The organism is Pseudomonas sp. WS 5079, from assembly GCF_012985465.1.
GTDB lineage: Bacteria > Pseudomonadota > Gammaproteobacteria > Pseudomonadales > Pseudomonadaceae > Aquipseudomonas.
The window spans coordinates 84,143-109,282 of sequence record NZ_JAAQWN010000010.1; the positions used below are offsets into that span (position 1 = coordinate 84,143).

At 59.4% G+C, this 25,140-nt stretch carries 22 protein-coding genes; 11 read left to right on the forward strand and 11 right to left on the reverse strand.

Features of this window, described 5'->3' with window-relative positions:
- Positions 1 to 9: 9 nt before the first annotated feature.
- Both HBO05_RS24285 and HBO05_RS24290 read left to right on the forward strand, forming a co-directional pair.
- Positions 10 to 1,617 (forward strand): 5-guanidino-2-oxopentanoate decarboxylase, encoded by a 1,608-nt coding sequence (locus HBO05_RS24285; protein ID WP_170042992.1) that lies wholly within the window; start codon positions 10 to 12, stop codon positions 1,615 to 1,617.
- A gap of 166 nt (positions 1,618 to 1,783) precedes the next feature.
- The gene (locus HBO05_RS24290; RefSeq protein ID WP_172314382.1) at positions 1,784 to 3,817 is read left to right on the forward strand and encodes a c-type cytochrome; all 2,034 of its coding nucleotides are present in this window, start codon (positions 1,784 to 1,786) and stop codon (positions 3,815 to 3,817) included.
- Positions 3,818 to 3,868: 51 nt separating this feature from the next.
- Here the strand turns inward: HBO05_RS24290 and HBO05_RS24295 are convergent, their stop codons facing one another.
- The 5 genes from HBO05_RS24295 to HBO05_RS24315 all read right to left on the reverse strand — a co-directional run bounded on the left by HBO05_RS24295 (position 3,869) and on the right by HBO05_RS24315 (position 10,494).
- Positions 3,869 to 4,882: a diguanylate cyclase gene (locus HBO05_RS24295; protein ID WP_170058275.1), complete on the reverse strand. Its 1,014-nt coding sequence runs from the start codon at positions 4,880 to 4,882 to the stop codon at positions 3,869 to 3,871.
- A 150-nt stretch (positions 4,883 to 5,032) separates the two neighbouring features.
- On the reverse strand, positions 5,033 to 6,952 hold the full coding sequence (locus HBO05_RS24300) for an alkaline phosphatase D family protein (protein ID WP_172314384.1): 1,920 nt from the start codon (positions 6,950 to 6,952) through the stop codon (positions 5,033 to 5,035).
- A 113-nt stretch (positions 6,953 to 7,065) separates the two neighbouring features.
- Complete coding sequence (locus HBO05_RS24305; RefSeq protein ID WP_172314386.1) at positions 7,066 to 9,303, reverse strand: ATP-binding protein; 2,238 nt, start codon at positions 9,301 to 9,303, stop codon at positions 7,066 to 7,068.
- Positions 9,300 to 9,914 (reverse strand): biliverdin-producing heme oxygenase, encoded by a 615-nt coding sequence (locus HBO05_RS24310; RefSeq protein ID WP_170042987.1) that lies wholly within the window; start codon positions 9,912 to 9,914, stop codon positions 9,300 to 9,302. The genes HBO05_RS24305 and HBO05_RS24310 overlap by 4 nt, the downstream gene beginning before the upstream one ends.
- A gap of 202 nt (positions 9,915 to 10,116) precedes the next feature.
- Positions 10,117 to 10,494 (reverse strand): response regulator, encoded by a 378-nt coding sequence (locus HBO05_RS24315; protein WP_170042986.1) that lies wholly within the window; start codon positions 10,492 to 10,494, stop codon positions 10,117 to 10,119.
- Between the two features lie 192 nt (positions 10,495 to 10,686).
- Here HBO05_RS24315 and HBO05_RS24320 point away from each other — a divergent pair, with 192 nt between their 5' ends.
- Positions 10,687 to 11,619, forward strand: coding sequence for a hypothetical protein (locus tag HBO05_RS24320; protein ID WP_169956255.1), 933 nt, complete (start codon positions 10,687 to 10,689; stop codon positions 11,617 to 11,619).
- Positions 11,620 to 11,636: 17 nt separating this feature from the next.
- On the opposite strand, the gene HBO05_RS24325 is transcribed toward HBO05_RS24320, so the two are convergent.
- Entirely contained in the window at positions 11,637 to 12,356 is a 720-nt protein-coding gene (locus HBO05_RS24325; protein WP_172314388.1) for an SDR family oxidoreductase, read from the reverse strand.
- Between the two features lie 174 nt (positions 12,357 to 12,530).
- Here HBO05_RS24325 and HBO05_RS24330 point away from each other — a divergent pair, with 174 nt between their 5' ends.
- Entirely contained in the window at positions 12,531 to 13,091 is a 561-nt protein-coding gene (locus tag HBO05_RS24330; RefSeq protein WP_169956259.1) for a hypothetical protein, read from the forward strand.
- Positions 13,092 to 13,145: 54 nt separating this feature from the next.
- On the forward strand, positions 13,146 to 13,529 hold the full coding sequence (locus HBO05_RS24335; protein ID WP_170058279.1) for a cytochrome c family protein: 384 nt from the start codon (positions 13,146 to 13,148) through the stop codon (positions 13,527 to 13,529).
- A 63-nt stretch (positions 13,530 to 13,592) separates the two neighbouring features.
- On the opposite strand, the gene phnX is transcribed toward HBO05_RS24335, so the two are convergent.
- The 5 genes from phnX to HBO05_RS24360 form a co-directional block, all read right to left on the reverse strand.
- Positions 13,593 to 14,420 (reverse strand): phosphonoacetaldehyde hydrolase, encoded by an 828-nt coding sequence (gene phnX, locus HBO05_RS24340; protein WP_170058280.1) that lies wholly within the window; start codon positions 14,418 to 14,420, stop codon positions 13,593 to 13,595.
- A gap of 83 nt (positions 14,421 to 14,503) precedes the next feature.
- Entirely contained in the window at positions 14,504 to 15,376 is an 873-nt protein-coding gene (locus HBO05_RS24345) for a LysR substrate-binding domain-containing protein (protein ID WP_169956265.1), read from the reverse strand.
- 22 nt (positions 15,377 to 15,398) lie between these two features.
- Positions 15,399 to 16,694 (reverse strand): MFS transporter, encoded by a 1,296-nt coding sequence (locus tag HBO05_RS24350; protein WP_169956267.1) that lies wholly within the window; start codon positions 16,692 to 16,694, stop codon positions 15,399 to 15,401.
- A gap of 92 nt (positions 16,695 to 16,786) precedes the next feature.
- Positions 16,787 to 17,878, reverse strand: a complete 1,092-nt coding sequence (gene psrA / locus HBO05_RS24355; protein ID WP_170058282.1) for an iron-containing alcohol dehydrogenase PsrA — start codon at positions 17,876 to 17,878, stop codon at positions 16,787 to 16,789.
- Positions 17,879 to 18,021: 143 nt separating this feature from the next.
- The gene (locus tag HBO05_RS24360) at positions 18,022 to 18,396 is read right to left on the reverse strand and encodes a VOC family protein (RefSeq protein ID WP_169956271.1); all 375 of its coding nucleotides are present in this window, start codon (positions 18,394 to 18,396) and stop codon (positions 18,022 to 18,024) included.
- Between the two features lie 326 nt (positions 18,397 to 18,722).
- Here HBO05_RS24360 and HBO05_RS24365 point away from each other — a divergent pair, with 326 nt between their 5' ends.
- From HBO05_RS24365 to HBO05_RS24390, 6 genes are all read left to right on the forward strand, one after another.
- Complete coding sequence (locus HBO05_RS24365; protein ID WP_170058283.1) at positions 18,723 to 19,442, forward strand: LuxR family transcriptional regulator; 720 nt, start codon at positions 18,723 to 18,725, stop codon at positions 19,440 to 19,442.
- A gap of 199 nt (positions 19,443 to 19,641) precedes the next feature.
- Positions 19,642 to 20,244 (forward strand): acyl-homoserine-lactone synthase, encoded by a 603-nt coding sequence (locus tag HBO05_RS24370; protein ID WP_169956275.1) that lies wholly within the window; start codon positions 19,642 to 19,644, stop codon positions 20,242 to 20,244.
- Positions 20,245 to 20,424: 180 nt separating this feature from the next.
- Positions 20,425 to 21,045 (forward strand): GTP cyclohydrolase II RibA, encoded by a 621-nt coding sequence (gene ribA / locus HBO05_RS24375; RefSeq protein WP_172314390.1) that lies wholly within the window; start codon positions 20,425 to 20,427, stop codon positions 21,043 to 21,045.
- Complete coding sequence (locus HBO05_RS24380) at positions 21,042 to 22,724, forward strand: hypothetical protein (RefSeq protein WP_172314392.1); 1,683 nt, start codon at positions 21,042 to 21,044, stop codon at positions 22,722 to 22,724. Before ribA ends, HBO05_RS24380 begins: the two co-directional genes overlap by 4 nt.
- Before the next feature lie 149 nt (positions 22,725 to 22,873).
- Positions 22,874 to 23,758: an SUMF1/EgtB/PvdO family nonheme iron enzyme gene (locus HBO05_RS24385; RefSeq protein ID WP_172314394.1), complete on the forward strand. Its 885-nt coding sequence runs from the start codon at positions 22,874 to 22,876 to the stop codon at positions 23,756 to 23,758.
- A gap of 35 nt (positions 23,759 to 23,793) precedes the next feature.
- A complete protein-coding gene (locus tag HBO05_RS24390) occupies positions 23,794 to 25,137 on the forward strand; it encodes an MATE family efflux transporter (RefSeq protein WP_172314396.1) in 1,344 nt (447 codons plus the stop codon).
- Positions 25,138 to 25,140: the final 3 nt, after the last annotated feature.

Here is a 25,140-nt window from a genome sequence, read left to right on the forward strand (position 1 = left end):
AAATGAGCAATGACCACCTGCGCCCAGTCCCTGGTTCGCCTGCTGGAAGGTTATGGGGTAGATACCGTGTTCGGTATCCCCGGCGTGCACACCGTCGAGCTCTATCGCGGCCTGCACGGCAGCCGCCTGCGCCATGTCAGCCCGCGCCATGAGCAGGGCGCCGGCTTTATGGCCGACGGCTACGCCCGCGCCAGCGGCAAGCCGGGGGTGTGTTTCATCATCACCGGCCCCGGCATGACCAATATTCTGACCGCCATGGGCCAGGCCTATGCCGACTCGGTGCCGATGCTGGTGATTTCCACCACCAACCGCCGCGAACACCTGCGCCTGGGCCACGGGCATCTGCACGAGCTGCCGGATCAGCGCGCGATGGTCGCTGGTGTGTGTGCGTTCAGCCATACCCTGCAATCGCCGGAGCAATTGCCGGAATTGCTGGCCCGCGCCTTCGCCGTGTTCAAGTGCGCGCGCCCACGCCCGGTGCATCTGGAAATCCCCCTGGATGTGCTGGACATGCCCGCCGTGGACCTCAACCTGATGCCCCGCAGCCTGCCAGGCGCCCCGGCCCCGGCGCCGGCCTCGCTGCGGGCGGCGTTGAGCCTGCTCAATGAGGCGCGGCGGCCGCTGATCCTCGCCGGCGGCGGCGCCCGTGATTGCGCCGAAGTCTTGCAGCAACTGGCCGAACGCCTGCAAGCGCCGGTGGCCCTGACCACCAATGCCCGTGGCTTGCTGCCCATGGGCCACCCGTTGTTGCTGGACGGCGTGCAGTCTTCCAGGCACGGCCGCTCGTTGTTTGACGAGGCCGATGTGATCCTCGCCGTGGGCACTGAACTGGGAGAAACCGACTACGATTTCTTCGGCCTTGGCCCACTGAAATTCAAGGCGCCGCTGATCCGCCTGGATATCGACCCGATGCAAGTCATGGGCGTGCAACGCGCCCATGTCGGGCTGGTGGGCGATGCCCGCGAAGGGTTGCAGGCGCTGCTGGATGAGGTCCGCCCACCCGCCCCGAGCGGGCGTTGGGCACAGGACAGCGTACAGCGCGTCAACCGCCTGGAGCGCGAGACGTGGAATGCCAAGCAGCAGGGGCTGCAAGGCCTGCTGGACCTGCTGCGCGACAGCCTGGTCGACCCGCTGATCGTCGGCGATTCGACCCAGCCGGTGTACCAGGGCGCGGTGGGCTACCAGGCCCCGGCTGCCAACAGTTGGTTTAATGCCGGAACCGGCTACGGCACCCTCGGCTACGGATTGCCAGCGGCAATCGGCGCCAAGCTGGCCAAGCCCGAGCGGCCGGTGGTGGCGCTGGTGGGCGATGGCGGCCTGCAGTTTGCCAGCAACGAACTGATCGCGGCCCGCGAGGCCGGCATCGGCGTGATCCTGGTGGTGTGGAACAACCAGTGCTACGGCGAGATCCGGGACTATATGCAGGCCCGGGAAATCACGCCGCTGGGGGTGGATATCCTGACCCCGGACTTTGCCGCGATGGCCCGCAGTTGCCACGTCGCCCACCACACGGCCGACACGCCACAGGCCTTGCACGCGTTGTTGCAAAGCCTGGCCGCCACCCCTCAACCGGTGATGATCGAACTCGACGCTGCGCACTACCTGCAAAACGCCTGAACCGCTTCGGCCCTGATCCATATCAACGGGCCACCATCGAAAATCCGCTACAACACAACCGGGGCTTACCCAGCCCCGGTTATCCGCCTGATGACCTCATAAAAACGAAGACAAAACCTGTACCCAGGGGCCAACCCCCAGGCCAGGTTATTAAAGGAATAATGCGATGGCCCTTTCTCTGTCACGTTTGGCCTTGATGGGGGCGACGCTGTGTCTTGCGCTTCCCCTGCACGCCAACGAACCCGCCAAACCCGATACTGAACTGATCGCCCAGGGCAAATACGTTGCCCAACTGGGTGACTGCATCGCCTGCCACACCGCCAAGCAAGGCGCCGAGATGGCGGGTGGCCTGGAGCTGAACACGCCCATGGGCACCATCTACTCCAGCAACATCACCCCGGACCGTGAGACCGGGATTGGTCAATACAGCTTCGAACAGTTCGACCGCGTGATGCGCGAAGGCGTGACACCGGCCGGTATGAACCTGTACCCGGCGATGCCGTATCCGTCCTACGCGAAGATGAGCGAAGAGGACATGCGGGCCCTGTTCGCCTACCTGATGCAAGCCGTCGAGCCGGTGAAAAAGGCCAACCTTGAGGCAGACATGGGCTTCCCGTTCAACCAGCGCTGGGGCCTGGCGTTGTGGAATTTCATGTTCCTCGACAAACAACCGTTCCAGCCCGACCCGGCCCGGGATGCCGTGCTCAACCGTGGCGCCTATCTGGTCCAGGGCCTCGGCCACTGTGGCTCGTGCCATACCCCACGCGGTATCGCCTTCCAGGAAAAAGCTATGAGCGACGCCGGCGGCAGCGGCGAGCACTACCTGGGCGGGGAAACCGTCGAACACTGGCGTGCCTTGAGCCTGCGTAACCTGTGGACGGTGCCAGACACCGTGCAGTTGCTCAAGACCGGGCAGAACCGCTTTGCCACCGTGTCGGGCAACATGGTGGACGTGATCCGTCACAGCACCCAGCACTTCACGGATGCCGACCTGACGGCCATTGCGACGTATCTCAAATCCCTGCCACCGGGCAAGGACGACTTGCCGATGCCGGCTGTCGCCAAAGGCCCTGTCGAACTGCCCAAGGACTTGTTCACCAGCCGGGGCGGCCTGGGCTATATGCAGTTTTGCAGCGATTGCCACCGCAGCGACGGCGCGGGCGTGAAGGGCCTGTTCCCGGCATTGGCCGGCAACGCCGGCGTGATGGCCAGCAACCCGACCTCGCTGCTGCACATCACCCTCACCGGTTGGGAAACCGCCGAGACCGCCGCCCATCCCCGGGTCTACACCATGCCGGGCTTCGCACGCCTGGGGAATAACGAAGTAGCGGAAATCCTCACCTTTGTGCGCACGCGCTGGGGTAACGAAGGCACGCCAATCAGCACCGCCCAGGTGAAGAAAATGCGTGACCAGCTCAACCCGGTCAGCACCGACTCCTCGGCGTTCGAGACGCCGCGCCTGGCCAACCTGCTGGCGGCGCCGAATGCCGACCAGGTGGTACGCGGCATGCGCCTGCACCTGCAAACCAAGGAACTGCTGCCCGAGAATGTCGGCAACTCGCTGAACTGCACCAGTTGCCATCTCAACGCTGGCACTGTGGCTGATGGTTCGCCGTTCGTGGGTGTGTCGGCATTCTTCCCCAGTTACGCCCCGCGTGCTGGCAAGGTGGTGAGCCTGGAAGAGCGCATCAACGGTTGCTTCCGCCGCTCGATGAATGGCAAGCCCGTGCCACCACAATCGGCGGACATGCAGGCGATGGTGGCGTACTTCGACTGGATGAAAAACAACACCAAGCCCGAGGACAAAGTCCCCGGCCGTGGCGTAGGCAAGATCGACCCGGCCATCAAGCCCGACCTGGCCAATGGCGAGCAGGTCTACGCCAAGCAATGCGCGGTGTGCCACGGCAACGACGGCGAGGGCCTGGCCCGCGCCGACGGCAGCCTGGTGTACCCACCGTTGTGGGGCGATCAGTCCTTCAACATCGGCGCCGGCATGGCCCGCACCTACACGGCGGCAGCGTTCGTCAAACGCAACATGCCGATCGGCTTCCACGAGAAATTCCCACTGGGCCAGGGCGGCTTGTCGGACCAGGAAGCGGTAGACGTCGCTGCCTACTTCTCGCAAAAACCACGCCCTGACTTCCCGGACAAGGTGAAGGACTGGCCGAACGGCGGTAAGCCGGTGGACGCGCGTTACTGATCTGGGCTCCTACAGTCTGGTGTAGTGCGGACTGTCGGAGCCTGTGCGCGGTTACTGTGAAACCCGGTCCTTGCCCGCTGCCTTGGACCGGTACAGCGCCTGGTCTGCCCGGGCCATCAGGTTGGTGGGGGGCTCGTCAGGGAGGCGTTGCGCCAGCCCCAGGCTCAAGGTCACCTTGAAATCGCCCACGGGGGGGATGTCGTGAATGGCCTGGCGGATGCGCTCGGCCAGCTTCCTGGCGGTTTCCATGGTGCTTTTGGGCAGGACCACCATGAACTCATCGCCTCCCCAGCGCGCGAGCAGGTCGCCCTGGCGCACGCAGTGTTCCAGGCGTTCGACCACCCGCAACAGCGTGGCATCACCTACGGCGTGACCGTGCTGGTCGTTGATGGGCTTGAAATCATCGACATCCATGGCAATCACCGCCAACGGCAGGCGAAACCGCTGGGCGCGCTCGCACTCCTCGAACAGGACTTTTTCCAGGCGATAGCGGTTGGCAATCCGGGTCAAGGTATCGCGCTCGGCCAGGGAGCGGTTTTCGTCCAGTTGCAACTGCAGTTGCTGGTTGACCCGCGACAGTTCGCGGGTGCGTTCGGCTACCAGCGCTTCAAGGGATTGGTTGCGCCGCTCTAGCTGTTCCAGGGAACGTTTGCGTTGATGAATGCTGCGGTGGGCGCCGACCATGCGCCACACCGAGCCATCGGGGTTGCGGGCGATGATGTAGCCTCGGTCTTCGATCCACAACCAGGTGCCGTCTTTTTTGCGACAGCGATATTCGGCCTGATAAAGGGGGGTGCGACTGTTGATGTAGTCGTCGAAGAGTTTCATCACATGGGGGTAATCGTCGGGGTGGATCACGCTTTCCCAGGTGAACACCGTGTTTTCCAGGGAGTGGTGATCGTAGCCCAGCATTTCGTACCAGCCGGGGTTGCGATAGACAAACCCGGTGTTGGCATCCCAGTCCCAGATTCCATCGCTGACCAGTTCCATGATGGCATGGACCAGGTCGGCGTTGACGTCGAAAAGCTCACTTTTCAACGGATCAAAATCGGATGTATCGCCCATCTGCGCGCTCCCTGCGAGGATGCTGGCTCACTGTGGCCAGTCAGGTGTTAACGCCGATACTCCGTGGCTGCGCGTACTGTACAACGAGGTTTGCCGGCTTAGAAGGGGCGATGAAAGTGTGGCTAAACGCCATTATTGGCGCCGGCTGGGCTATTGCGGTTCCAGCATGCGCGTGGGTGGCGTCCCGTTGGCGTTGTGCTGGTAAATCGCCTCGGGCTGGCCCTGCTCGTTGAAAAACACCTGGCCAATGCCCGCACTGTTCCACAGGCGTTCGCCGGCTTCGGCATGTGCCGGGATGTACGGCACCACCTGCATGCGGCGACGGCGGGTGAGCCAGTTCAGGGGCGAACGGGGTGAGTACAGCCAGCGATTGAGGCGATCGAACCATTCCAGCAGGCGCGGCGGGAATTGGTTCTTGATGCCACTGCTGGTGATCTGCCAGATGTGCGGCCCGGCATTACGCTGGCGGATCAGTACTTTGTAGACGAACGAGTAATGCACATCTCCCGACAGAATCACGTAGTTACCCGGGGTTCGGGAGTGGCGGAAGACATTCAGGATCACCTGCGCGGCGCCCCGGTGGGCCATCCAGTTTTCCGCATCGACCAACAGTGGGTAGCCGCACCAACTGAAGACTTTCTGCACCGTCTCGATCAGCTTGACGCCGAAGATCGGCGCGGGCGACACGATGATCGCCGAAGGGTGGTCGAGCAGTTCCTGTTGCAGCTCGCTCAAGGCTTCCCAGTCCAGCAGGCCGGAGGGTTGCTTGAGCGTGGATTCGCTGCGCCAGCGCCGTGTGCGGGTGTCGATGACCACCAGCGCCGGGGTGGTGGGCAGCACGTAGTGCCACTGCTGGAACTTCAGGAGGTCTTCGAGCAACTGGTCCTGGGCGGGCGCGGACAAATGGTTGGCGTGGTCCTGGGCCGTCGCCGTCAGGGCCAGGGTTTTTTCCACGAGTGGGGCGAAGGCATCGGGGTTATTGCCCCAGCCCTGGCAGAGCATATAGGCGAGCAGGGCGTTGCCGATGATGCGCTTGGAGAACGGGTGGCCATAGGCGGTCTGTTCCCATTGGGCGCTGAGGTTCCAGTCATCGGTGATGTCGTGATCATCGAAGATCATCAGGCATGGCACATGGGCGAACACCCGGGCCACTCCACCCAGGCCGTCGCGAAACTTATCCACAGGCACCTGCTCGCGGGCGTAGCGCTCCTGTTCTTTGGGCGTGAGCCCGCTGGGAGGTTGTGCGGCGATCAGGGTCCAGGGTGTCGGCGACCAGGCCAGCAGGTACATCGCCACGAGTTCGGCAAAAGTCACCAGGTGGTTGTCGGCGGTGCTGCTGGTGAAGATGGGTTTTTTCACCCCGCCAAAAAAGCGTTCGCGCAGGGTCTCGTTGCTTTCCAGGGCCGGCAGCAGGTCGGCGCGATGGTAGTAGCTGGCGGGGTGGTCGTAGAGCTTGGTGCTGTCGTCCACCACGGCGCCATCGAGGTGCTCGTCGAACAGGCCCAGGCGCGCAATCAGCCCATGGATGGCGCGCAGCATCGGCCCGGCCACATCGTCGGCGTACACCTGGTCGCCACTCATCATCAGCAGGGCTGGGCGCTGGGCCAGGCTGCGGTCTGCGGCCAGCAGGCGATCGGCACAAAGCAGGCCTTCATCGGCGTAATGGTGCGGTTTGCGGCAAGAGCCGTGCAGCAACTGGTGGATACGGCTGTGCAGGATGAAATCCGGGGTCTTGGCACCTGGGTACAGCAGGTGCGGGGCCCATTGGGCGATACCGCTTTGATCATTGATCAGCAGGTCGTAGCTGATGGGGACGTCCTGGGGCAGCGGCGTGGCCAGCGGTACATCGATCAGGTGGATAAAGGCTGCGCGGCCCACGGGGATCACCTGGCAGCGGGTGGCGTCGAGTTCAATATCCAGAACGCATGGGTGCTGGTCCTGGCTGAACTGCAGCCGCAGGGTCAATGCCAGCGCGCGACTGCCCACCAGCCACAACACCAGGCGCCCCGGCTCCAGGCGGCGCAACAGGGGGCCGGCGAGGACGGCGGGCAAAGTCTCGGGTTGCAGCATGAAAACATGGCTCTGTGCGGGATTGGACTGGCTAGGTTAACGCAGTGGATGTCGGTGTTTTGTCAAAGCAACCAACACCTGTAGGAGCCGGCAAGCCGGCTCCTGCAAAACGGTCAGCACAAGCCCGCCACCTTGGGTACGGTAAAGCGAAACTCGCTGCCTCGCCCCAGTTCGCTTTCGGCCTCGATCCGCCCGCCGTGGGCCTGGACGATACCCTGGCTGATGTACAAGCCCAGGCCACTGCCCGTCGGGTTGTTTTCGCCCTTGGTCCAATAGCGGTCAAACACGTGGGGCAGTTGCTCGGGGGCAATGCCTTCGCCGGAGTCGCGCACCGCAAATACAATCTCCTCGCCATTGCTCATCGCCGAAATCCCGATATTGCCCAGGCGTGGGGTGAACTTGATGGCGTTGCCGATCAGGTTCGACAGCACCTGGAACAGGCGCTCCGGGTCGGCATTGATTTGCAGGCCGGGTTCGGCGTTGAACGACAGGTCGACGCCCTTTGCCAGAGCCAGGGGGGCGAGCAGTGCATAGGCCTCTTCAAAGATCTGGCTGACCTCCAGTTGCACGGGCCTGACGGTGTAGCGGCCGGCCTCGATCTTGGAGGTGTCGAGCAAATCTTCGAGCAACACATTCATGCGTCCGGCGGCTTGCTGCATGGTGTCGATGGCCGAGGAAATACGCCGCGAAGAATGGGTGCCATCGGAGCTGAAGGCCTTTTGCATCATGCCGCAGAGCATCGAAATGATGGTCATCGGGTTGCGCAGGTCGTGGGACACCACTGCCACCAATTCATCACGGGCACGCACTGCCTGCTGCTCGCGCAGGACCTGGCGTGACAGGTCGTTTTCCAGGGCTGAACGGCGCAGGTCGTTGGCGGCAAAACGGTCGCCGTGGCTCCACTTGGTGGAGATGCCGGCCATTTCCACTTTCCAGATTTCAAACGAGGTGCGTGGGCGCAGGCGCAGGCCCGTGTCGGATTTTTCCAGGGCCAACGGTTTCTTCGGGTCGCCACTCCACTGGATGTTCTCTTTGACTTCCGGACGGAACCACAGCACGCCATTGTCCACCGGCTTGGGCAGGCTCATGGCGAGGACGCCGCTGGCCACTGGCTGGTAGTCCGCCGCCGGCGGGTAGAGCGCTGACAGGTGGTGGCTGGCAAACACCGGTTGCCCGGTTTCCTGTAGCCATTTGTGCAGCGCACGGATCTGCGCCGGCTCCGGGCAGTGGCCGTAGCGGTGCAGTTGCTGGCCGTCAATGATCGCTACGCCACCGGCCTGCGCCAGGTCCATCAACACTTGCGGGTATTGGGCCAGGCCATCGAACACATTGTCGGTGGCAGCGCTCATCGCCTGGTTGAGCACGCCCAGTGCCGCGACCTTTTCCTCGCGCTGGCGGCTGGTGTCCAGGGCTTCCATGGCGCTGATCTGCAACGACAGCACCTGGCCGATGGTCTGGCAAGTGGTGCGCAAGTCGTTGGGCACGTGCAGTGGCGTGCGGTTGCCGCAACTGATCAGGCCCCACAGCTTGTCGCCCTTCATCAGGGAAATGCTCATGGACGACAGCACGCCCATGTTCTTCATGTATTGGCAGTGGATCGGCGACACGCTGCGCAGGGTCGAGAAGCTCAAGTCCAAGGGTTGCCCGGTGTCCGGGCGTAGCTTGGGCAGCAGTGGCACCGGCTCGTAGTCGGCATTGGGGATGATCCGCAGCCAGTTGGTGCGGTACAGCTCGCGGGCCTGCTCCGGGATGTCGGACGCCGGGAAGAACAGGCCGTTGAACAGTTCCATGGACGGCGCGGATGCTTCAGCGATGACCTGGCCGTGGCCTTCCTCTTCGAAGCGATAAATCAGCACCCGGTCGTAGCCCGTCATGGCCTGGATTTCACTGACGCTGATTTCGTACAAGGCTTGCAGGGTTTTCGCCGACTGCAAACGTTGCAACATCTTGCCCAGGTTGCTGGTGCGGCCATTCTGGGGCTTGGGCTGGAAATGCTTGTGCAACGGCTCGAACTCCAGCACCAGCACGCCCTGGTGGCGATGCAGCAGGCCCTCGAACTCGGCACCGTTGAGTGTGACGTGCAGCGCCGGGGCGTCGATGAAACTGGATTGGCTGGCCATCTGCTTCACGAGGTTGGCATTTTCCGCTCCCAGCAGCGTGTCCAGTGTCTGGCCGAGCAAGGCATCGGGCTGGTGATTGAACAGGCTGGCGACGTTGGCACTGACCTGCACGATCTGCAGGTCCGGTTCGCGCAGGGTCAGCAGCACGCCATGGGGCTGGATCGCGCCGGGAAAACGAATGGGCTCGTCGGCGCAGTTGGCAAGTAATTCTTCAAAATCCTGGGGTTTCACAGCAATACCTCCTGGCCGTCGAGCCATTGCTCAAAGCAGCGGAATGTCGAGCAGGCCGCGTCCACCGCCTGCTGACGGCCGAGGTCGTCCAGCGGGACGTGGCCCAAATAGTCGAGAAAATCTTTCCAGCGCCGACCGGTCTCGGCACCGTATACATTGAGAAAGGCCCCGCCGTTGCTGGCGTCCAGCGCCAGGCGTTGGGCCATCTCCCGGCGCAGCACCTGGCCGCCGAGGGTTGCGCCTTCCAGCACATACAGCGCCCCCAGGCAGGCGGCCGGTGTGTCGAGGCGGGGTAGCGCAGGGCAGACGGGCAACCCGGCAATTGCCTGGTTGGCCAAGCCCAAGGCGTTCAGGTCGGTGTGCAAGGTCGGCGTCTTTACCCGCAGGGCCTGGTCGAATCCCACGGGAATCAAGCCACTGTCGTACAGTCGCGATTCCATTGGGCGGTAAAAACCGTAGTAAGCCTCAAGCAATCGCTGATACCAGCCGGCATCCAGTTGTGCAGAAAAGAACGGCAAGCGCTTTTCCAGGGCCACGTGTAGCAAACCTGTGCCTGAACGCAGGGCTTCAAGCAGGGAGGGCACACCAACGTCATGGGCCTGTGGATGCATTCAATAAGCTCGAGCTGGTGGGCCAGGGCAGGCCATGGCTGGCGCGTGGATAAGGGTGGGGCGCAATTCTATACAACCTATAGTCTTTATCTGATGGGATGTATTGATAAATCTGACATTGGCGTCAGAAATATCAAAACTTACCCAAAGAAAGACCTCACGGCTTAGCGCGAAGTTCGATTGTGTAGGTGTCGCGATGCCATTAGTGCAGGGAAGGGCCCTGTTCCAAGGCGGTTTGCACGCAGTGCAGCAGCCTTTCGGTGCTCCATGGCTTGGGCAGGAACTTCACCGTATTGCCCAACTGCGCCGCCATCACCGTATTGCCCGACGTCAGCACGACGGGCAAGGACGGCCAGCGATGGGCCACCACCTTGCTCAGGTCATAGCCATTGAGCAGGCCAGGCATCTGGATATCGCTGACAATCAGGTCCACCGGGTCACTGGTGCGCTCGAGGAAAATCATCCCTTCATCGGCTGAAGAAAAAGACGTCACCACCGCGCCGAACTCCTCCAGCACATCCACCATCAACGAGCGAATGATCTCGTCGTCTTCCAATACCAATATCGATGGCTGAGCCATGATCACTACTCCACCATCCGGGTTGAGTAAGGTGGAGTGGGCTGTCAGCGGATAGGTTCGATTGGATGTTTTTTATTCGATGGGTGGTCATTTGATCGTATTAGAGGGCGCGGTAAACCGCCGTTGCTTGCGGATTACGCGTGGGATAAGCCAGGATGTGCAGCGCGAAAATTCACCGCAAGGGATGCCAGTGTGAAAGAACTGATTGGGGCGTTGATCGTCGTTTCCACCGTTTTGTTCGGGTGTACCGGGGTGTTGGTCGCCGTTGCGTTCGGCACCAAGAAAAGTCGCCTGCAAATACTCAAGACCTTGAGTGGCATGAGCCTTGGTCGCGACCGGTTTATCGGGATCGCCCAGTTGTGGGCCAACCTCTTCCAGCGGGTGTTCGGGAGTACGTTCCTGGCCCGGCGCCAACTGATCAGCATCCCGCTGTACACCTTGCTGGTGTCGCTGGTGTTTTTTGTGGTGTGGCTGCTGGATCTCTACCTGTTTAAAAATCCCGAGCACGTGTTCAATGTGCCGCCGCCGCCGAACGTGCTGCAAGCCATCAAGGACTTCTATGGCAAGGGCCTGCTGGTGGCGATTGTGATCGACTGCGTGACCATCCAGTTAACCAAGTGGAGCATCAACGTGGGTATGCGCCGCGGGTTTGGCTCGTGGCGGTTCCTGTGGTGTTTTTCGGCGACGATTGCCTTGGCCTACGTGCTGTTCAGCGTGGCGGTCTACTGGTTTCGCTGGTCGGACGCGAACGAGCTGTACGCCTTGCTGCCCGCTGACGAAGTGCGGCCGACCATAGCCTTCGACCCGTTGCGCAATGTGCTGTATGCGATAGCGCTGTTTCAGCCCGTGACGTTTATCTATGCCACGTCCGAAGGCTTTATCTCCAGTTACTTCATGCCCGAGCCGATCCTGTTTTACTGTGCAGTCACCGGAACACTCTCGCTGCTGACCATCACCGTGGCCTACCAGTTCGCCAGGGGCGCCGACCTGCTGCGACGGTTGTGCATGGGCTTTGTCAGCCACGTCGGCACGCCCCGGACCAACGCCATGAGTGTGGTGTTCATGATGCTGTTGGGGCTGGTGTTGGTGCCGTTGTGTCTGATGGCTATTTATTTGGCCGTCTGAAGATTCGGCTCATTCAGTCAGAAGCGCTCATCCATCAGGGCCGGCAAGGTCAGTTCCTTGACGAAGCTGGCCGATGACAGGCTCAACGCCATGCGCACCACCTGCACCACGTCGTGTACCGGGATCAATTGCCCGTCGCCGCGCTGCTCGGCCTCAAGCCGGGAGGTGCTCAATGGATCCTCGGTATTCAGGTAACCCAGGTTCAGGCAGGTCACGCCCAGGCGCTGGTGCCGATAACCTTCGCGCAAGGCATCGGCCATGCCGCGCAAGGCGAACTTCGACGCACCGAACGTTACCTCCGGGCGCCCACTCTGGGGCAGGCCTGAGGTCGAGCCGGTAAAGATGATGCGTGGGTTGGCGCTTTTTAACAGCACGGGCAGCAGGCGCTTGATCAACAGCAGGGGGGCGGTGATGTTGCAACTGACGATGGCTTCCAACTGCGTGTCTTCATCCTTGAGGAAGCTGTAGGCCGCATCGAATGCCTGTTCTTCCCAGATACCCAGGTTATAGATCAGCGTGTCCAGGCCGTCCTGTGCCACTGCCTGCTCGATGAACTGCGCGGCCTGCGCCGGTTGACCAAGATCGGCTTCTACCCACGACACTTCGGCGCCGGTGCTGGATAGCAGGTCGGTTGGACGGCTGCGCGAGACACCGATCAAGGTATCCCCCACGCCGCCCAGACCCTCCATAAAAGCCCTGCCCAAACCCTTGCTAGCACCGACCACCATGGTTCTCATCGATCTCTCCTGAACTGACGTGCTGATGGAAAGTGCGCATGCAAACAGAGGGCGAGAGTGATGGCAATTGAATGGCTGTATCCAAATGTTTTGCCGGGGCAGGGCGCGATTTTTCTTCGGCTGATTTAGAGTGATGGCTCTTTGCTACTTATTCGGCTGATGCCAAGGAAGAAAATGAAACGGATCGAACGCGACTTCATCACCCTGTTTAATTGCTTGTGGTATCAGGATTTTCCGGTGGACGTCGATGCTGTCACCAACCGTTCCGGTTGGACGATTCATGTGGGGCTGGTGGTGCGCGAGTGCGCGAAGTTGCTCGGCGCGCGGGCCTATTTCGAACAGAGTCGGCGCACGGATGCCGTCTTGCGATTTCCCGACAAAAGCGTCCTGTCCCATGTCGAATGGGAGTGGGATGAGCCACATAACAAAAAAGTGAAGGAAATCACCAAGCTGTTTGAGCAATCGGAACCTGCGGCGTTTTCCACCTTCATTTCCTACAGCACCATCGACCATTTGCCCGCAGCGATCGAGAAGGCTTCCAGGCTCTGGGCCGAGGCCAGCAAACCGCTGATTTTCTTCATCGTGACCTTTGAACAGGTTGGGCGCGACCGGCATTTCCTGGAGCTGCAAACGCACTTTTTCAGCCGTGGCAAACACAAGAGAGAACGCGTACAGCCCGCCCTGCCTTGGCAGATCAACCGGGCGCGCTTCAACAACGTGGACGAGAACAAGTAAACCGCAGGCATAATTGCCGCCTCTACTGCCTGAAGCCCCGACCTGGAGCCCCTGATGAAACCCGCTGCCTTACTGACCCTGTTGTTCACTGCCATGCTTTTCAACACTTGGGCGGCGGCAGCAGGCGACGCCGAGGCAGGCGCCAGGCTGTTCACCAAGACCTGTGGCGGTTGCCACAGTGTCGGGCTGAATGCCCGTGGCGGCTTCGGGCCTCAGCTCAATGGGGTGATCGGGCGGCTGGCGGGCACCACGGCGGACTATCAGTATTCCGACGCGATGAAAAATTCGGGCGTGGTATGGACTAGGGAAAAGCTTGCGGCCTATATCGAGAACCCAAAGAAAGTGGTGAGTGGCACGCGCATGATTTTCTGGGGGATCAGCGATCAGGAGAAGATCGAGAATCTGCTGGCGTATCTTGAGACCTTCCAGGGGCAGTAGCCGGGTACAGCCAAATCCATTGTAGGAGCCAGCAAGCCGGCTCCTACAGGTCAGGTGTCGATTTCAACTGCCTTGTGGGGTTTCCCCACGCGCCAGCCGCGCATTGATGTCGTCGATCACCGCCGGCAGGTCGACGATGGTATCGATCAGGTAATGCGGCCGCGACCCTTCAAACATCTGGCTAATACGCTCGCGCTCCTGCGCCAGCTCGGCGGCTGGCAGCGCCTGGTATTGCGCGTAGGTCAGGCCCAGGGCGTTACCGGAGCAGGTCAGCGCCACCGTCCACATGCCGGCACTGCGCCCTTCCAGGATCCCCGGCCAGGTGTCATCGACCTTGACGCACGCCGCCACATCGCTGATGCCCAGGGCAATCACGTTGGCCAGGGCCTGGGCCGGATGCGGGCGGCCATTGGGCACTTCGTCAGTGGCCACGACATGGTCGGCCACGTAGCCATTTTGCCGCGCCAGCTCGACCACCTTGGCCATCACCACCGCCGGGTAACCGGAGCACGAGCCAATCTTCAAGCCCTTGCCTCGCAGGGTTTCAATCGCCTCCAGCGCGCCGGGAATCACCGCCGAGTGCAGGGCGATCTTCTCGATCTGCAGCGGCATGAAGCGTTCATACAGGGCGGTGACGTCGTCGTCGGTCGGCTGGCGGTTGAACACCGCACGATAGCGCTCGGCAATCTGCGGCTGGTTGCACAGGGTGCGGATGTGATCCCACTTGCCCATGCCCATCGGCCCGCGCGCTTCCTCCAGGGATACGGCGACGCCGAACTCGGCAAAGGCTTCGACAAAAATCTGCGTGGGCGCAAACGAGCCGAAGTCGACAACGGTGCCGGCCCAGTCCAGGACCACGGCTTGCAGCTTGGAGGGTGGTTGGTAGTTCATGGTGGATCTCCATTTTCGGGTATGAGCAGGCCGTCCCTCGATAAATGAGGTAAGCCGGTTGAGTGCAAAGAGGGTGAAGCCAATCAGGTAGCCGGTATGGGGCTGGCCTCGAACAGTTCGGCGATCATCGGGCGGTTGCGCCGGATGCCCAGGCAACACAGGTGGTAGTCGATGGAAAACGGGTGGTCGACAAAGGTGATCGGTGTGGTGCCCGGTGTTTGGGCATATTCCACCGCCGACACAAAGCCAATGCCGATGCCCTTGGCGATGGCGTGCACGATCGCCTCGCGGCTGTTGAGCTGCATCACGCAGTTGAGGTCCACCCCCAGGCGCTTGCAGCTTTCTTCCACCAGTTGCCGGGTGCGCGAGCTGCGTTCGCGCATGACCCAGCGCTCCTGGCTGATTTGCGCGACGTGCACTTCTTTCTGCGCTGCCCAGGGATGGTCGTCGCGCACCACCGCAATGATCGGGTAGCGCCGGTACAACTGCGTATCGAAGCGTTGGTCAAACTCCGAGAGGGCCAGGATTGCCACGTCGATATCAAAATTGAACAGGCGGTCGAGGGTCTCCTTCTCTGGGGAAAACGAGGTCTCCAGCTCGATATCCGGATGGCGCTGCATCAACTCGTACGTCAGGTTCATGGCGATCGGCGGCGAGACCGCGCCCAGGCGCAACATCCCGGTCTTGCGCTGCTTGAAGCTGTGCAGCAATTGCATGGCTTCATCCTCCTGGCCGAACAGGCCCTGGGTGATCCCGTAGAGCGCATGGCCGGCGGAACTCATCTCGATAAAGCGCCCACGGCGGTGGAACAACTCCACCGAGAACTGCTTTTCCAGGGCATTCACCTGTTCGCTGACCGTTGGCTGGCCGACGCTCAGATACTCGGCGGCGAGGGTGAAACTGCCGGTCTTCGCCACCGCATGAAAGGAACGTAGCCACTTGTGGTACTGGTACATAACGCATCCTGTTCCAGGGGCATCAACGGCGGATAAACAGGGCCACCACCGCGCTGCACAGGCAGGCCGAGGTGACGACGATGAAGATCAGCGACGTATTGCCGGTACTGTCGAGCATACTGCCGATCAGGGGTTCCGCCAGGCCAGCAAACAGATAAGACGAGAAGTTCATCACACCCGTGGCCGTGCCTGCGCGCTTGGCGCCCACCAGGTCCGGGCACAGCGCCCAGAAGCTGGACGCCGGGCCGTAGACAAAGAACCCGCAGAGAAACAGCGCCACCAGGCCGATTGCGCTATGGGGCGGCAGGCTCCACATCCACAGGCTGGTGGCGGCGCCGAGGAACATATAGAGCATGATCGCCAGGTAGCGTTTGGAGCCGAACAGCTTGTCCGACACCCAGCCATTGCTCAGGGCGCCGACGGCCATGCCCACCGGCAGGGCGACGGTGATCCACTTCGGATCGACCATGCTGTCGCCGCTTTTCCAGTTGGCGCCGAGGAAGTGCACCGGCACCCACACGATCAGGCCGTAGCGCGCAGCGTTCTGGAAACCCAGGGACACGGCGGCAATGATCAGGCGTGCGTTTTTCAGCACCGCCTTGTAGCGCTGGGCCGAGGTTTCTTCTGCGCCGTGGGCCACTTCATGGCCCTTGTCCGCGGCGTTGGCCACACCGGTATCGGCCAGGGGTTCGAAGCCCAGGTCCTGCGGGCGTTCGCGGGCCACCAGGTAAAACAGGATGCCGCCGGCCAACATCAGCAGGACCGGCAGGCGGAAGATCCAGCGCCATTCCAGTTGCAGCACCTCCAGCACCACGATGGAGGTCACATAAGACAGCACCGACGCACAGCCCGCGGCGAATACATAGAAGCCATAGACCCGGCCGCGCTCGCTGGCACTCCACCAGTTGGAGATCAGGCGGCTGCCCGGCGCCCAGCCCAGGGCCTGGAAGTAACCGTTGATGCCCCACGGCAAAATCAACCCGGCAAAACCACTGGCAAAACTGGTGACCCAGTTCGCGCCACAGGACAGCACGGCGCCCAGGGTCATGATGCGCCGGCCACCGAACTTGTCGGCCAGGTTGCCGTTGATCGCCTGGCCGATGGCATAGGACCAGAGCATGGCGGCCGAGATCCAGCCCAGCACTTCCTTGGTCAGGCCGAACTCGGCTTGTATCCCAGGGATGGCGAAACCAAACGTCTGGCGCCCGGTGTAGAAAAACAGGTAACAAAACATCGCCGCCAGCAGCATGCGCCACTGGGCAACACGGAACGACGCCGAGCGAACGGCAGGGACAGGCAGGGTGTGTGCACGATTCATGATGTTTTCCTTATTGTTATTCGCCCCCGAGGCCGCAGCGACGGGGAGGCACCCTTTACAGGTGCAAGAGGAAAGACTGAATTGCGTTGAGCCTAGGCGGCTTGGGTACCGATAAAGTTCTTGCCGCGCGCGCCTTGCAGGGCGAAGCGGATCATCGCGGCGGCCTCGGTGGGTGTGACGCCGTAGTCGGCAAACTCGGTTTTTACCTCCAGGCTGTGCAGGAAGTTGCGCAACCGGGTCTGGGCTTTATCCAGGTCATCGCCGAACACCCGTTGCAGGGTGCGATCCCGGGACGCGTCATGCCCCCACGCCAAACCCAGGACCAGCGGCAGGGTGAAGGAGCAGGCGATGCCATGGGGCAGGCCGTGGTGCAGGGTCATCTCGTAGGAAATGGAGTGGGCCAGCGCAGTCTTGGTGTTGGAAAACGCCAGGCCGGCCTTGAGCGCGGCCAGGGCCATGCGTGAGCGTAATTCCTGATTGCCGAGGTCTCGCCGCAGTTGTGGCAGGCACTCCAGGATGTCTTCGATGGCCGATACCGCGAAGGTGTCAGAAATCGGATTGGCGTTGATGTTCCAGATCGCCTCCAGGGCGTGGGACAAGGCGTCCAGTCCCGTCGACACCGTGACCCCGGCCGGTACGGTCAGCATTAGCTGTGGGTCGACAATCGCCACCTTCGGCCAGGTGCAATCCAGGTGCAGGGAATACTTCTTGTGGCTGGCCGAATCCCAGATCGTCGCCCAGGGCGTCACCTCACTGCCGGTGCCCGCAGTGGTCGGCGCTGCGATCAGGGTCTTGCAGTGTGCCGGCACAAACGGCTGGCCGGTCGCCAGCAATGCCAGCAACTCATCGAACTGCCCGGATTCGGTGCCGACAATCAGCGCCTTGGCCGTATCAATCGCACTGCCGCCACCGACGGCCAGCACCACATCGCAATCCCCGGCTTGCAGCCAGAAGCGCTCGTAGGTTTCACGCAACTGCGCGACATCGGGATTGGGCTGCACATCCTCGACGACATACACCAGACGCTCGCCCAGCAATGCCTGGATCCGCTCCACCAACCCCAGGCCACGGGCCTCCGGGAAGGTGACAAGGGCGACGGTCTGCTGCGCGGTGATACTGGCCAGGTCTTGCAGGCAGCCCCAGCCGAAGCGGGTGTCTACCGGGTTGTGGAATCGGGCGGTCATGGCGGGTTCCTGGTTTTTGTTGTAGGAAGTGGCGCCAATAGTCGGGGAGGGTGGGGGAGAGCTCAAATCGATAGATTGGGGGGATGGATTGGTTGGGCCGATAGTGGGACACACAGCTGCACTGGGGCAGTGCCCAGGTCTTTTTAGCGGTTGACCTTCCAGGGCGGGTTCAAGCGGTTTTCACCTGCCCAATAGAGTTTGATGCAGTTGCCTGACGGGTCATGAAGGATTGCTTCGCGCCACAGGTAGGGCATATCGGTGGGTAGTTGATCGAAGGTTATCCCCTTACTGATCAGGTCACTCACCCAGCGATCCAGCGGCTCATGCTCGAAGTAGATTACCGCGTTGTTACCCCCTGCGGTTTCAACCAGGGATAAGGAAAATGTCGCTCCATTGCCGGGGCACGAAAATCGGCAGTAGTGATCGGTGGAGACTATCTGGGTGAAACCCAGCGTTAAATAGAACGCGACGGCGGCCGGCATATCCGTCACGGGCAAGGTCACTTGGTTCATATTCATCGTTGATTCCTCAGGAAACGCTGAAAAGTCCAGCGATGACCGCTGACGACCTGTGTGCTTGCGAAGGTCGTATACCTCAGCTAGCTTGCTCAGCGTCGGTTCGCAATGATCAGGTTACATCAGGAGCTATGAGAGTGCATGGATGCCCAGTGCTTCGTAGAAATACAGGTACCACCAGGTACTGGCCTTCATCCTTCAGTGCACGAAGCAGTGCTGTTTCATCAGTGCAGTTGGCCATAATTCAAAGTCGTATTTATAGCCGTCATTATTAGGAATCCACCAGTGACTGGTCGGGAAATTACTACAATACCTAAGGTGATTATTAAATGGATTTTATTGATGAACTTGTGCGGTTGAATGGGTTGGAAACCCAGGATCAGTGGTTTTCAGCTATCGAAAAAATCAACGACAAGTATGGGTTTACCAAAGTCCTGATCGGGTTGTTGCCCAAGTATGATGCCGATTTGAGTGCTGCGATGATTGTCAGTAACTATCCGATGGCCTGGCGAAGTCGCTATGACCAATTGCGTTATGCAACTATTGATCCTGTGGTTGTTTATTCGTTTAAAAATGTCAGGCCCGTTGTCTGGGATGAGTCATTGTATTGCACGCCCCGCCAACGAGAGTTTCGCGAAGAGGCCAACGCTTATGGACTTTCCAGGGGGATCACTTTTCCCCTGCATGGACCTCAGGGACAGTTCGGTACTTTCAGTCTGGCGGTAGACGCTCAAGACATTGCTGGAACGACACGTCATATCAATGCCATGATTCCAAAATTATCCATTCTTAAAGATGTCATTCTGCAAAGCGCTTTGGACGGTGCGGGCAAGTTGACTGGAGCAAGGGTGATTTCCCTGACGACTCGTGAGAAAGAGATTCTCAAGTGGTGCGCCGTCGGGAAAAGCTCCTGGGATATTTCCAGGATCTGTGGCTGTTCGGAAGCCAATATCAATTATCACTTTGCGAGTATCAACACCAAGTTTGGCGTTGCGTCCCGTCGGGCTGCCGCAGTGAAAGCTGTTTCGCTCGGGCTGATCAGCCTCTAGCGCTGCCACAATCTCCTTTCTATATCCAGGCACCCGCTCTGGCTTCACGGTCAGCGGGTTATCTGTGGTTTTTTGAAGGAGGGGCAACCGGCCATCATGCATTGGATCCAAAATCAATGCAACTGGTTACCCTACTAGTATGACCATTCTGTTAAGGCGGATAGATTGAGGTTTAAGTGTTCGTAGGGAAGGGAATCCAGTGCATTTCACAATCGGTCGGCGGGATGAAATAGATAGTGAGCAACTGTGCGCCATGCATAGGCTGCGCGCAGATGTTTTTAAAAAGCGTAAGGGCTGGGATGTTGCAATCATTGCCGATATGGAAATTGATGGTTATGACGCACTGGAGCCTCTCTACATGCTGATCAAGGATGGCGGAGACAGTGAGATCAAAGGGTGCTGGCGTTTATTACCTACTACGGGCCCCTACATGCTCAGGGATACTTTCTCCGAGTTGCTTGAAGGGCGACCAGCGCCTGTTTCTTCCCAGGTATGGGAACTCAGTCGATTTGCCGTAACCCCTCGATATCCCGGTAACAAGGGGTTTTCCGACTTTACCCTGGAGGCCGTAAAGGCCATCGTTGCCTATGGTGTCGAGCAACATATCCAGGGTTATGTGACGGTTACAACGGTAGCGGTAGAGCGAATGCTGATCAGGGCTGGCCTGGTGATCACCCGGCTTGGGCCGGTACGTGTCATTGGCCAGGAAAAGGCCATTGCCCTGGAAATAGATCTGGGTGCGGTGACTCAACGTGCGCTGTTTGGCGTATCCAGAAGTTGTTGTGGCGCTACGTTGCAGTAGCTAACGATCCGCAGGGTGGCGGCCAGAGCAATCTGTCGGCATCGCTAACCAGAGTACGAAACTTCAAGTCGTTCGAAGTGGTGTGCCCGGATTGGTTTGTCTTCGTAAATGTACTCTTCCTATAAAAAGCTGCAGGGCGAACTGCCTTGCCGAATAACTGTCGTCCAGGGAAACAATAAAATGGCTACGATTATTAAGGAAGTCGATATACCACTCATGTTGGACAGCGAAGTGGTTGCCACTTTCATTTCATTCGATGACTTGAAAGATCCTGTTGAGCATATTGCTATTCGCCTGGGCGGGTTCATGGCCGACGGTCAGAAGTTGCCGTTGGTCAGGTTGCATTCCGAGTGTTTGACCGGTGATATTTTTCACTCCATGAAGTGTGATTGTGGCGACCAACTTTCAGAGTCACTACGCCTGATTAACGAAGTAGGTGGGTATTTGATTTACCTGCGCCAGGAGGGCCGGGGCATCGGTTTGTATAAGAAGCTGGAGGCCTATGCACTGCAGCAGCATTCAGGTGTGGATACATATGAAGCCAACAATATGCTCGGATTTGCCGATGACTTGCGCGATTACTTTGATGCTGCACAGATGCTGCAAGCATTGGGTTGCCCGAAAATAATTTTGCTTACGAATAACCCGGAGAAAGAGTTGCAGCTAAGAAACCTGGGTATCGAAATTATCGAGGTCAGGTCCACTGCCATGCATATTGGCAAGCATAACGAAGGCTATATAAAAGCAAAAATAGAAGTAACCAATCACCAGTTCACTGCCCAGGCAGGGGGTACTCAATGATTCAGCATCAGGCACCTATCAGCGGTCTCTCACTGTTTGAGCAACAGTACATTGCAACGGCAGGCTACGATAACCAGATAATTTTGTGGAATGCACAAACACGCCAACCCCTGCAACGCGGCTGGCATGACCATTTGGCCAACTACTGTGATTTTTCCCCTGACGGCAGCCTGTTGGTGACGGCGAGCAGTGATGGTTCGACCCGGCTTTGGAGCGTGCCTGAGTTTAAATTGCAATGTGTCATGACCAGCCACAGTGATGACGTCATGCAGGCCAAATTTTCTCCCGATGGTGAGAAAATCGCCAGTTGCTCTTACGACAGTAGTTTGTCGGTGCATCACAAAGATGGAAGTTTCATCTGCAAGATGCAAGGGCATAGTGGCCTGGTAGAGAGCTTCGATTGGACAGCCGACAGCCTGCAACTTTTGTCCTGCGGCACCGATGGGACCATTCGTGCCTGGGACGCGGCCACCGGGGAGTGCCTGGCGATCAAGGAGACGGAAGGCCACGATATGGACGCCTTGGTGACGCTCTCGGCGGGGGTCTTTATCGTTGGCAATAATGACGGTGAACTTCAGGTCATCAATGGCAATACGGTTGTAAATACCTATAAGGGGCATCGCTCCAGCGTCAAGAAGCTGGTGAAGTCAAAGTTCGACAATAGTCTGCTGAGCCTGGGGTATGACGGGATCGCGGTGCTGTGGTCGATCGAGGGGCAGACTCTGGTGGAGTGGAAACGTTCTGAGTATCCGAAGGAGATCTGGGCGCGCTCGGCGGAGTTTCAAAGACGCGACAAAATCTATTTCGCGACGTTTGGTTCTACGTTCGCCATTTGGGATATCGCCCGCAACCATTGGGACCTTGAGGGCTTTGTCCCTTCGGCCAGCTTGAACTCGGTGCATGCGGCAGAAGGCGTTATCTACAGTATTGGCGATGCGGGTCTGTTGAAGGCCGATGGCAAAGATATGGGCGGGCCACAATCGCTGTGCAATTTTGTGGTGAAGACCGGACCGGTCCTGGTATGTGGCGGACAGACCGGACAAGTGTTTGATGTCCTGAAAAACCGTGTGGTTTATGCCCATCACGCCCCTCTCAACTGCGGGGTGAACTTTAAGTTGGATGGCGAGCAGCGCCTGGCGGTGGGGAGTTATTCCGGCGATATCATCATCTTCAAGGTTAACGATCGGCACTTGGAGTTTGTGTCCTGCCACAAGATTCATGAAAACGCGATCAAGGGCATCTCGTTGCATGGCAACTGCCTTTATACCGGGTGCGCCGATGGTGAAATCGGCGTAACCGATATCCGCTCTTATGAAGTGATCAACAAGATCACGCATGCCCATGAGGGCATATTGAATGACCTCTGTTCCTATGCAAGCGGTGTTGCCACGGTGTCCCGGGATCTGACCCTGAAGTTATGGGGTGAGCCGAGGGCGGCGATTCCCAGCCGTCACACTCACTCCATCAAGTGCATCGCGTCGAACGACGACGGCAATTTTATCGCCACTGGCAGTTATGGAGGCACCGTCGATATTTACGACTGCACGGCCCGGGAGTGGTTGGGCAATGTGCGAAAAGTCAGTGCGGCAGGTATTTCCTCCCTCACCTGGGACGACGAAAAACAGCGTTTCCTGGCGTCGTCCTATGACGGGCGTATTTATGCCGTCGAGCTTGGCTGACCTTTAATTTTCAGCGTGGACTTATAACAATGAATGCACGAGAAAAAGTAGTTGTGGCAGAGAAATGTACGGTCACATCACCGCTCGATCCCTGTGAACAACCTGTTGTCTATCAACCTCAAACCGGGTTGCTTGAAACGTTGGAGCGGATGAACCGTTTCCGGGAAACGCCAGAAGCCGCAGCATTACTGCGCAGTTTCGAGGAGTCGACCGACTTGTCCCGGCGTTTGCAATTGGGCACGGAGTTGGCGATCAAGGGCGATCCCCGGATCATCGCGGGCGCGCTGAATAATCTGGTGTCCATTCCTGCGGGCGAGGCACATATTGGTATCGATGAGTCGAAAATCGATGCAGTCGTGCGTGAATATGCCGATGTGGGGGTTATTCGCGACTGGATTCTCAAGGAAGTACCTCGGCATACGGTGTCCCTGGCGGGCTTCAATATTTCGAAGTATCCGGTGACCAACCTGGAGTACCTGGCGTTTTTACGGGATTGCCCCAACGCTGAGGTGCCGACGTCCTGGCCTTTGCGGGCGTTTCCTCTGCACTACGCCAACCATCCGGTGTACTCGGTGAGTGCGGGCGCGGCGGATGCGTTCTGCGCCTGGCTTTCGGCCAGGACCGGCAGGACCGTGCGCTTGCCTGACGAGGCGCAATGGGAATACGCCGCCGGTGCCGGCGAGTTTGAGTACCCATGGGGCAACGAGGCCAGGACCGAAAACGCCAATACCGCCGAGCTTGGCCTGTTATCCACGACGCCGGTCGGTGTTTTCCCACAGGGCGCATCGCCGTTCGGCCTAATGGACATGGGCGGGAACGTCGAGGAATACACATCGAATGATTACGACGCGTATCCCAATGGTCCTTTTGTCATGGACGACTTGATTTCCGAGAGCCGGCCGACCTATCGAATCACCCGGGGCGGTTGTTTTGGCCGTTTTGCCGATCTATGCCGGGTTTCCCGGCGGCACGGGTTGAGCATTACCCCCTATGCCTCGTTGTATGCCGTGGGTTTTCGAGTGGTTGCCGAGTGAGACTGCGCGCGTTCGGAGCCCAGGACTTGTGGCGGTTGAGCAAAGATATCAACAGCCAGGCCATGCACACCATGTTGTCGTTCAGCGCCCTGATGATCGCGAATGCCATCGACATGGTGTTCATCGCTCACCTTGGTCATGAGTCTCTGACGGCAGCAAGCCTGGCCAGCCCTTTCATGTGGTTGATGAACACGATTGCCATGGGCATTGCCCTGGCGATCAGTGTCCATGTGTCCAAAGGGCAGGAAAGGGCCGAGGGCAATACCGTTATCGATGTGTTGCTGCCTGGCCTGCTGATGGGTGCAGTGGTCTATGGGGTCGTGCTATTGGGCGCAGGCCTGAACCTTGAGGCGGTGCTTGGAGCGATGGGGGCAGCGCAATCCATTTATGAGCAAAGCGAAGGCTATTTAAATACTTGGCTGTACGGCTTCATCATTACCCTCACGTTTGCCATTTCCACGGCATACCTGCGTGGTCTGTCATTGTTCAAAACCCAGGCCATCGTGGTTGCGGTGGTTTGCCTGATGAACATTGTGCTCGATCCACTGCTGATGTTTGGCGTGGGTGGTTTCGACGGATTTGGCCTGGTCGGCTCGGTGTATGCCGCCTGGCTGGCACAGGCCTTCGGGGCACTTGTATGCATTTACTTTGGCGTCAGGAAAACCCGTGCCACCGGTCCCCGCAATCTGGGGGTGGGCAAGATAATCAAGGCCGCCGCGAACATTTCCCGATTGGCCTGGGTGACCAGTTCCACCGCAACCTTCTGGCCCATTTCTGGAATCGTGGCCACTTATCTGATCTCTAAACTGGGAGACGCGGAAGTTGCAACCATGGGGGTTATTTCAAAACTGCAACCCTTGATCATGATTCCCGTGTGGGGGCTGTCAGCGGTCACCACCGTGCTGCTGAGCAAGGCATTCGTTCAACAGCAGCAGGGCCAGGTAGGGATGATTTTCAAGTCCGGCTATGGACTGGTCCTGGTGTGGCAAACCGTCGTGGCATTGCCGTTCATTGTATTTGCCCTGCCGGTGGCGCGTTTCATGTTGGGTGGATATGAAGATGCACTGCCCTTTGTAGTGACGTACTTGATGATCATCCCGATCACGGTATTCGGCAGAGGCATGCTGTACCTGGCCGTTCATGGGTTGCCAGCGATTGAAAGAGCCAGGACCGCCATGGCGATTGATGCGGTGTATGTCCTGTTGCTTCACACCGGCTGTTATTGGGTGGGTTATCTGTTTAACGATTTCAATCTGGCCCTGCTGATGTTGTTGGCGTTGAATCTGCTGGGAGGCGTGCTGGCTGTCTGGGTGGCTAGAGGCGCCCGGCGCTCCCTGCCCATGCCGAAAACGCAGCACCGGCCGATGGAAACTATTTGATAT

Bases quoted from the DNA above. Each gene is read 5' to 3' on its own strand.
- HBO05_RS24295 (WP_170058275.1), bottom strand. From the start codon at position 4,882: ATGGGCGATACATCCGATTTTGATCCGTTGAAAAGTGAGCTTTTCGAC.
- HBO05_RS24330 (WP_169956259.1), top strand. From the start codon at position 12,531: ATGAAACGGATCGAACGCGACTTCATCACCCTGTTTAATTGCTTGTGG.
- HBO05_RS24345 (WP_169956265.1), bottom strand. From the start codon at position 15,376: ATGTACCAGTACCACAAGTGGCTACGTTCCTTTCATGCGGTGGCGAAG.
- HBO05_RS24315 (WP_170042986.1), bottom strand. From the start codon at position 10,494: ATGGCTCAGCCATCGATATTGGTATTGGAAGACGACGAGATCATTCGC.
- HBO05_RS24335 (WP_170058279.1), top strand. From the start codon at position 13,146: ATGAAACCCGCTGCCTTACTGACCCTGTTGTTCACTGCCATGCTTTTC.
- HBO05_RS24325 (WP_172314388.1), bottom strand. From the start codon at position 12,356: ATGAGAACCATGGTGGTCGGTGCTAGCAAGGGTTTGGGCAGGGCTTTT.
- HBO05_RS24360 (WP_169956271.1), bottom strand. From the start codon at position 18,396: ATGAATATGAACCAAGTGACCTTGCCCGTGACGGATATGCCGGCCGCC.
- HBO05_RS24350 (WP_169956267.1), bottom strand. From the start codon at position 16,694: ATGAATCGTGCACACACCCTGCCTGTCCCTGCCGTTCGCTCGGCGTCG.
- ribA (WP_172314390.1), top strand. From the start codon at position 20,425: ATGGCTACGATTATTAAGGAAGTCGATATACCACTCATGTTGGACAGC.
- HBO05_RS24310 (WP_170042987.1), bottom strand. From the start codon at position 9,914: ATGCATCCACAGGCCCATGACGTTGGTGTGCCCTCCCTGCTTGAAGCC.
- HBO05_RS24380 (WP_172314392.1), top strand. From the start codon at position 21,042: ATGATTCAGCATCAGGCACCTATCAGCGGTCTCTCACTGTTTGAGCAA.
- phnX (WP_170058280.1), bottom strand. From the start codon at position 14,420: ATGAACTACCAACCACCCTCCAAGCTGCAAGCCGTGGTCCTGGACTGG.
- HBO05_RS24385 (WP_172314394.1), top strand. From the start codon at position 22,874: ATGAACCGTTTCCGGGAAACGCCAGAAGCCGCAGCATTACTGCGCAGT.
- HBO05_RS24365 (WP_170058283.1), top strand. From the start codon at position 18,723: ATGGATTTTATTGATGAACTTGTGCGGTTGAATGGGTTGGAAACCCAG.
- psrA (WP_170058282.1), bottom strand. From the start codon at position 17,878: ATGACCGCCCGATTCCACAACCCGGTAGACACCCGCTTCGGCTGGGGC.
- HBO05_RS24285 (WP_170042992.1), top strand. From the start codon at position 10: ATGACCACCTGCGCCCAGTCCCTGGTTCGCCTGCTGGAAGGTTATGGG.
- HBO05_RS24290 (WP_172314382.1), top strand. From the start codon at position 1,784: ATGGCCCTTTCTCTGTCACGTTTGGCCTTGATGGGGGCGACGCTGTGT.
- HBO05_RS24300 (WP_172314384.1), bottom strand. From the start codon at position 6,952: ATGCTGCAACCCGAGACTTTGCCCGCCGTCCTCGCCGGCCCCCTGTTG.